Source organism: Phormidesmis priestleyi ULC007, from assembly GCF_001895925.1.
Lineage (GTDB): Bacteria > Cyanobacteriota > Cyanobacteriia > Leptolyngbyales > Leptolyngbyaceae > Phormidesmis_A > Phormidesmis_A priestleyi_A.
Map to the genome: position 1 here is coordinate 1 of NZ_MPPI01000091.1, position 2,312 is coordinate 2,312.

Here is a 2,312-nt window from a genome sequence, read left to right on the forward strand (position 1 = left end):
TCTGAGTTTGAGAGCGTTAGTCTTAACCTCAACCCGTTGGGATCAATTCTGGAACAAGCTGAATCAATATGGCTTTTCCATTGCGCTCTAAGGGTATCAAATAAAGGTCGCACCCATCTTAACCACAAGTTTTACCTAATAGCCGATCGACAATTGTATGAATGGCTTCTAAATTAGAACTAGTCAACCCTTGCTGGGCTGAATTTGTGGTCATAGGTTTACCTCGCGGTAATCACAAAACCCGCAGTACACTCGCGATATTTGCAACGGTTGTCATACGTTGAATCTCATCTAGCGCCTTGCGGAAATTGCCCTCTCGGACATCGTGGGTGACGACCACAATTTCAGCTAGTCCATCGCGAATTCCGGCTTGCACGACTGACTCTAGGCTGACTTGATGATCACCAAAACAGGTGCCCAACTTACCGATTACACCTGGATAATCTTGAGTTAAAAATCGAGCATAGAAGCGAGTGACCAGTTCTGACATCGGCGCGATCGTACAATAATGCTGATGCGAACACGCCAGCAAAGGATCGAGTAACGGTGTTCCATCAGCTTGCGTGACTTGCCCGCGTCCGACTTTTAAGATTGCGGCAATGTTGAGAATATCAGAAACAACCGCGCTGGCAGTCGGCCCCGCTCCCGCTCCGCGACCAAAAAACATGACTTGCCCGATCGGATCGCCTTCAATCAAAATCGCGTTATAAACATCATTTACACTGGCAAGCGGATGAGTTTTTGGAACGAGCGTCGGATGCACTCTCACCTGCAATTGCTGATCAGATTCGCGTTTGGCGATCGCCAATAGCTTAATCACAAATCCCAGCTTTTCTGCATAGGCAATATCTGCTGCACCAATCTGCCGAATGCCTTCACAGTAGACTTCTGAGAGCTTGATGCGTCCGCTAAATGCTAAAGACGCGAGAATCGCAATCTTGTCGGCGGCATCTAACCCATCGACATCAGCAGTCGGATCGGCTTCCGCATAACCGAGTTGTTGAGCGTCTGCCAAAATCTCGCCAAAGTCGCCGCCCTCCGTTTGCATCCGCGTCAGAATGTAGTTGGTCGTGCCGTTCACAATGCCTATGACGGTGTTGATGCGATTGGCGCACAGCGATTGCTTGAGCGGCTCAATCACGGGAATTCCGCCCCCAACGGCGGCTTCTAATAGAACGTAGACTCCCGCTTCTGAGGCTGCCGTGAAGATTTCGTCACCAAACCGAGCGATCGCCGCTTTGTTTGCTGTCACCACGTGTTTTTTGTGGGCGAGCGCTTTGAGAATCAGCGATCGTGCAGGTTCTAAACCGCCCATAACTTCGACCACGATATCAATTTCGGGGTCGGTGACGATCGCGTCTAAATCTGTAGTGAGCAGGTCTGCGGATAGGTTTAGCGATCGGGCTTTGTCGAGCGATCGGACTCCTACTTTATGAATGACTAGCTCTTGAAGTAAGGGATGCCGTTGAGCCGGGTCGCGCAAAATTTCAACGGTTCCGGTGCCGACGGTGCCCAATCCGAGTAAACCAACTTTAAACGCCACAGTGCTTTCCTACTACGATCGTTACTCAATTCTAGAATTGTACGGGTTTGACAAGAAATAACTTCACACTTTTAGAGTAGGATTTTCGTCTGACTCTAGGAGGTGACTTTAACGGTGTCCGAGAAGCCAGTTTATTCTTGTTCCTTCAAGTTACCTAAATCGCTGGCACTAATTCTTTCCTAATTCCGATCGCTGAATTTGAGCAAATTGAAGAAATTTTAGAGAACTTTGGTTTAACCCAGCTGATGGAAGAAACGGAGAATCAAGATCGTCTTTCTAAAGCAGAAGCCCTCAATTATTATCAGTCTTTAAAGGAACAGCATGTGGACGGTTGAGTTTACAAAACGTTTTTTGAAAGAACTCGCTGCATTGCCTGCTGATATTCAAACTCGTGTGGAACTCATTGTCTTTAAAGAGCTAGAGGTTGAGAATCCATTTAAGCTAGGCTATTTGGAGAAAATGAAAGGCTACTTCGACAAGTACAAAATTCGAGTTGGGGACTACCGAATTGGTATTACTATCGAAAAAGAAGACCGCATTCTGGTTTGCGATCGTATTGCTCACCGAAGGGACACCTACAAGATTTTTCCATAAGGATCGTCAAGCCTCTCCCGGACATTTAGGGAAAGGCTAAGTAGGTAGGCGTAGAAAAGCTGAGTTGGATGAAGTTGTATTAAGTGTCTTCTGCCCTGAACCGAAAGCGTTCAACCGTATGTCCATGGGCTTTAGCTCTAGCATCTACCCCATCCATCACGGCATAGGCTAAATC

At 47.3% G+C, this 2,312-nt stretch carries 3 protein-coding genes; 2 read left to right on the plus strand and 1 reads right to left on the minus strand.

What is annotated here, in order from left to right; translation table 11 throughout:
• Nucleotides 1–232: 232 nt before the first annotated feature.
• Complete coding sequence (locus BRW63_RS26855) at nt 233–1,543, minus strand: homoserine dehydrogenase (protein ID WP_073075360.1); 1,311 nt, start codon at nt 1,541–1,543, stop codon at nt 233–235.
• A 188-nt stretch (nt 1,544–1,731) separates the two neighbouring features.
• Here BRW63_RS26855 and BRW63_RS30130 point away from each other — a divergent pair, with 188 nt between their 5' ends.
• A complete protein-coding gene (locus BRW63_RS30130) occupies nt 1,732–1,878 on the plus strand; it encodes a hypothetical protein (RefSeq protein WP_223257539.1) in 147 nt (48 codons plus the stop codon).
• The gene (locus BRW63_RS26860; protein WP_073075361.1) at nt 1,865–2,137 is read left to right on the plus strand and encodes a type II toxin-antitoxin system RelE family toxin; all 273 of its coding nucleotides are present in this window, start codon (nt 1,865–1,867) and stop codon (nt 2,135–2,137) included. The genes BRW63_RS30130 and BRW63_RS26860 overlap by 14 nt, the downstream gene beginning before the upstream one ends.
• Nucleotides 2,138–2,312 lie beyond the last annotated feature (175 nt).

Excerpts from the sequence above, each read along its gene's own strand:
- BRW63_RS26860 (WP_073075361.1), top strand. The coding sequence starts at position 1,865 with ATGTGGACGGTTGAGTTTACAAAACGTTTTTTGAAAGAACTCGCTGCA.